We start from the raw sequence: 4,864 nt of genomic DNA, 5'->3' as shown, positions 1-4,864 counted from the left end.
CTAAATACGATTAAGTCCTTTATAAAATAATAAACAAAAAACAAATCAAGTTTTTAAATTTATAAATTTAAAGTTTTTCTATTATGAACAAAAAATTTTTAAGTGTAGTCCTGTTCGGAGCTCTTATGGCCGGCTCTTCAGTGACTTTCACGGGATGTATCGACAACGATGAACCCGCAGGTATCGAAGAACTCCGCACAGCGAAGGCTGCTTTGATTAAAGCAAATGAAGCCTACAGATTGGCCGAAGTTGAATGGATGAAGGTCCAGACAGAGTTTAAGCAAGTTAAGGTGGAGGAAGAAAAGGTTCAATTGGAAATTCAAAAGTTGGATCTGGAAATCAAAAAAGCCAGCAGTGATTATGAAATCGCTTTGTGGGAGGCTAAAAAAGATTCTGTAATTGAAGATTTCAAGGGAAAGATATTAGACTTGCAAAAGACAGCAGCCGACAACGAAACTGCTTATTTGAAAGCTCTTGCTGAATTGGAAGCTGCTAAAGTATATGTTACTGACTCTGTGTACTCTAAAAAGTTAGTGGCTATCACTGGAGATATGAAAGAAGTCAGTGGTAAGATAACAAACACAATGACAAAGATTACTGAACTCAGCAATAATTTGCTTAAGTTCTCTTCTGACTCTATCGCTGTTGCTAAAGAATTCATTGCGGCAGACATCAAATCCGGTCAGTCCAAATTGGCTAACGACTCTGTCACATTGGCAGAATTCAAGAAATTAGCAGCAGACTATAGCAACGATGCCGTAAATGCCCAGATTCTTGATATCGATAAACAAATTATAGCAATCGATAAGAAGGTGGCAGAATTGAAACAAACAATTATTGCTAATGAAGCTACTGTAGCTCCTATCGAACAAGCTATCTCTAAGCAAAAAGTTGCTTTTGAAGCTAAAAATCAATCATTAGCTTTGAATGTTCCAGCTGCTGTAGAAAGCGAATTCATTAATTGGGCAATAGCTAAATCAAATAGCTCTGCATATACAGCATTGGTAAATGCCGGAAAGTATACCTCTGATTACGAAACTAAGCAGATAAATGGTAACCCTGTTTATTCATTCAAAACTGCTCCTGTTATCAAAGAACTTCAGTTGGGTACTGTAGCAAGCGACAACACTATTGATGAAAAAGTAGTTTTGTCTGCTAAGATAGAAAATCTTGCAACAGATGTTAAAGATCATGGCGTTGAACTTTATAGAAATGCTTATACTAAGTTACAAGCTGTAGGTGTTTATAATTTACCTTCTATATCAACTAGCGGAGATATAACAGAAGATGATAAAGCAAAAGTTGCCGTAGCTTTGGAAAAAGTCAACGCAGACTTTACTACAGCTGAAACAACCTATAAGGCTGATACTGTTGCATTCAATGCTGCTTATGCTGCTTATAAAACAGCTGCAACAGCCTATGGAATCACTCAGCAGTTAACTTCTACTATTGAAGCATCTTTGAATACTAAATGGGAGGCTTATGAAGCTAAAAGAACGGCTTATGAGACTAAAATGGCTGAAGAAGGTGTAACAGAAAAGAAGAATACTTATGATACAGCTGTAAAAAAATATGACGAAGCTGTAAAGATTGTTACAGACAAGCAGAAGAACGATCCTACTTATGAAGCATCAGATTCTGAAAAACTTGCTATTTACAACGCAAATGCAGTAATGGAAACAGCAAAAACAGCATATGAAACAGCTCTTGCAAAAGTTCCTTCTACAGATTTAACAGCAGCTATTACAGCTTTGAAGGCAGAAATGACTGCATATTATCCTAAGAGAAAGGCTTTAGTTGGTCAAGAATTCAAAGCAACTATCACTGGATTTAATGAAGGTAAAGAATTTGTGATTGCAGATAAATTAGCTTCTTTAGATGCTGAACAATTTAATGTACTTATTGGGCAAGGAAAGGATGCTGTTGTTGGCGTACAGCCATGGAGTAATGTAAGTATAGACCAAACTTCTACAGATAAGGACGGTGCAGTACAGACATGGATTAAGGCTTCCGCTAAATTGTATGGAACATGCATGGACGCAATTAATGTAGGTTTACAAAACGCAAAAACCACAATTCTGCCTTTGGACGAAGTTTATGCAGACATTAGCACAGCTAGTGTAACTCCTTCAGGTGCTAGTGCAGAGGTATATGTAGTTCTTCAATACGCTAAGAATGCCTTCTCAACTATCGATGACTGGACTTCTTATGCAGAGGCTCTGAGCAAGACAGCCGCAGAAAAGGCAGCTCTTGAAGCACCGATTATTGCAGAAATTGCAAAACAGAAAGAAGCATTGGATGCTAAGTACGAACCGCTTAGAGATACAATTTATGAAATCTGTAAATTGGATGCGAATGAATACAAAGATAATGTTAAAACCATAGCTGATAACTTAGGTATCACAGCGCGACCTAATACAAAAGGTGAAAAGCAGACATTGAATGATTTGAAAGCTGCTCTCGATGTTACTATTAATGGTCAATTAAAGATTAGTTATACTTATTCTACCTATAAAGATGGTAAATTAACTTCTGCCTCTGGTACAATTACGACAACTTCTGAAGATGTTGCTAATAAGGGTAATAGAATTTCAGATGCTATTACCAATATCGAAAGTAGCATTGAAGCTTTGAATAAGTACATCGCTGACAAGAAGGATGATTTGGCCTCATTCGACAACGAGAGTGTAACCATTGCTGAGAAGACTAAAGCTCAGTACGAAGCTGAATTGGCTAACGCCCAATCTCAATTGGAAGCTTATCAGGCTGCATTCGCTGCTTTGACCAAAGCCAAGGATGAGCTGATTGCTGCAATCACTAAATAATAGGGTTTCATCAACACTATAAAATAGTATATAATGATTAAGAAACTATACACATTACTGATACTTGCTACCCTTTCTGCGCCTTTATTGGCGCAGACTGTGGGCAGCAGTTGTGATGGTGTGTCGTTTGCTCCCAAGAAAGGTCAATGGCAGATATCAGTGCTGCTGGGCGGAGGTAACAATTTCTACAACGAAAACACCTCTTACTTGCTGCCTAAATTCTCCCACAACGGTAAACCCGGAAACGGTGGTAACGGTACCGTAGGATTGCCCGATGATAAGGACAATGCCCAAAACGGAGACTTAAGCGCATATCTGAACATTGACGGTTTGAATAACAACAGCCTGACCAACATCCTGGGTATCGAAGGCAAATATTTCCTGTCTGACTGCTGGGACATCAACTTCCAGTTCAGCATGAATATCAACCTGACTCCCAAGAAGGACTATGTGGAAGGCGACTACGAAGTGGAGGATATGATTATCCCCGCACAGGACTATATCAGTGCCCGCATGAGCAACAACTGGTATGCGGCCGTAGGAACCAACCGTTATTTCAAAGTGGGCAATCCTCGCATCCATCCCTATCTGGGAGGCTCTCTGGGCTTCCAGATGGCACGTGTTGAGACAACAAAACCTTATACGGGTGATACGGTAGTAGACCCCGATACAGAAGTGGAAGTACCCGAACAGCTTTATGGCAACGGCAGCAATGCCGGTCAGATGTTCGGTGTCAAGGCTGCCGGTGTAGCCGGTATCGAATATAGCCTGGCTCCGGGTCTGGTATTGGGATTCCAGTTCCAACCTCTGGCCTACCGCTACGATGTCATCCAGCTCTGCCCCAAAGGTTTCGACAAGTACAACGCTTCACACCACAATATCAAGATATTTGATATGCCGGTGCTGAAACTGGGTATAAGATTCTAAGGCGTAACGTTGGTTGCGTTGTAATATAAAAGCGAAGGCCGTTCTGCTAACACGTTAGCCGGGCGGCCTTACTTTTTAAAACATAAAACAAGAATGAAAAAACATGTTCTTTTTCTGTCTGTCCTGATCCTGTGTATTGTCATGATGGCGGCCTGCAGTCCGTCACCCGGTTACCATATATACGGTATGGCCAAAGATTCCCGATTTGAGGGTAAGACGGTTTATCTGACGGATATGCAAAGCAATGCGATACGGTATGACAGTACTGTCGTCAAGAACGGAAAGTTCGGATTTGCGGACTCGGTGGATGTGACAGTCCCCTATATACGCGTGCTCTCTGTCCAGATCCCTGACAGTATAATGCCTTATTGCCTACCTGTGGTGATTGAGAACGGAAATATCACAGCCTTATTGGGAGACCGGATTTGTACATCCGGCACCGGACTGAACGACCGGTTACAGGATTTCCTTTTAGGTCTGGATGAATTCATATCTTCCATCTCCAAACATCCAGAATGGAGTGCGGATGATGTCAGGTTGAATTTTACCGATTATTTTATCCGTCACATTGAAGCCAATGCCGACAATATTGTCGGTGTTTACATTTTCAAGACTTATCGCTCGAATATACCGGAGGATAAATGCCAGCCTCTTTTATTGAAATATCCACAGTTGAAAGAGCAGGTAGAAAAATAATTCATAAAAAAAGTGACTATGAAATCAAAAGTGATTATTGCAGCTCTGTTACTGGCGGGTGCCGGTATAAGCGCCAACGCTCAGAGTACAGAAAACAACTGGTTCCTCCAGGGCCAGGTGGGTGCCTCCTATTCTTTGGACGGTACAGGTATCGGCAAACTGATCTCTCCGGCAGGGCAAATCGCTGTCGGTAAATACTTCAACCCCTACGTGGGCGCACGTCTGGCCGTCAGCGGCTGGAAGGGAAGGGCCGGAAGCGGAAGCAAGCCCGCAAGCGGATTCTATTATGGTGCGGCCACCGTGGACGGCCTGTTCAACATGAGCAGCCTGTTCTGCGGAAGCAACCCCGAACGCTTCTTCAACGCACGCCTTATCGCGGGTGTCGGTTACAACCAGACCTTTGACGAGGGTGCGAG

General features: G+C 41.8%; 3 protein-coding genes and 1 pseudogene. All 4 read left to right on the top strand.

Annotated elements, in window-relative coordinates; all coding sequences use genetic code 11:
• Window positions 1–83 precede the first annotated feature (83 nt).
• Window positions 84–2,825, top strand: a complete 2,742-nt coding sequence (locus IR173_RS17825) for a hypothetical protein (protein WP_237040855.1) — start codon at window positions 84–86, stop codon at window positions 2,823–2,825.
• A gap of 33 nt (window positions 2,826–2,858) precedes the next feature.
• Window positions 2,859–3,752 (top strand): BT1926 family outer membrane beta-barrel protein, encoded by an 894-nt coding sequence (locus IR173_RS17820; RefSeq protein ID WP_237040854.1) that lies wholly within the window; start codon window positions 2,859–2,861, stop codon window positions 3,750–3,752.
• Window positions 3,753–3,845: 93 nt separating this feature from the next.
• The gene (locus IR173_RS17815) at window positions 3,846–4,448 is read left to right on the top strand and encodes a DUF4369 domain-containing protein (RefSeq protein ID WP_237040853.1); all 603 of its coding nucleotides are present in this window, start codon (window positions 3,846–3,848) and stop codon (window positions 4,446–4,448) included.
• Window positions 4,449–4,466: 18 nt separating this feature from the next.
• Window positions 4,467–4,864 (top strand): annotated as a pseudogene (locus IR173_RS17810) (OmpA family protein); the annotation flags it as partial.

This window comes from Phocaeicola faecalis (genome assembly GCF_021730445.1).
Classification (GTDB): Bacteria; Bacteroidota; Bacteroidia; order Bacteroidales; family Bacteroidaceae; genus Phocaeicola; species Phocaeicola faecalis.
Note: the sequence above shows the minus strand (reverse complement) of the source record. Positions and strands in the feature narration are given on the sequence as shown.

Coding starts and splice junctions, on each gene's coding strand:
- IR173_RS17825 (WP_237040855.1), top strand. CDS start 84: ATGAACAAAAAATTTTTAAGTGTAGTCCTGTTCGGAGCTCTTATGGCC.
- IR173_RS17820 (WP_237040854.1), top strand. CDS start 2,859: ATGATTAAGAAACTATACACATTACTGATACTTGCTACCCTTTCTGCG.
- IR173_RS17815 (WP_237040853.1), top strand. CDS start 3,846: ATGAAAAAACATGTTCTTTTTCTGTCTGTCCTGATCCTGTGTATTGTC.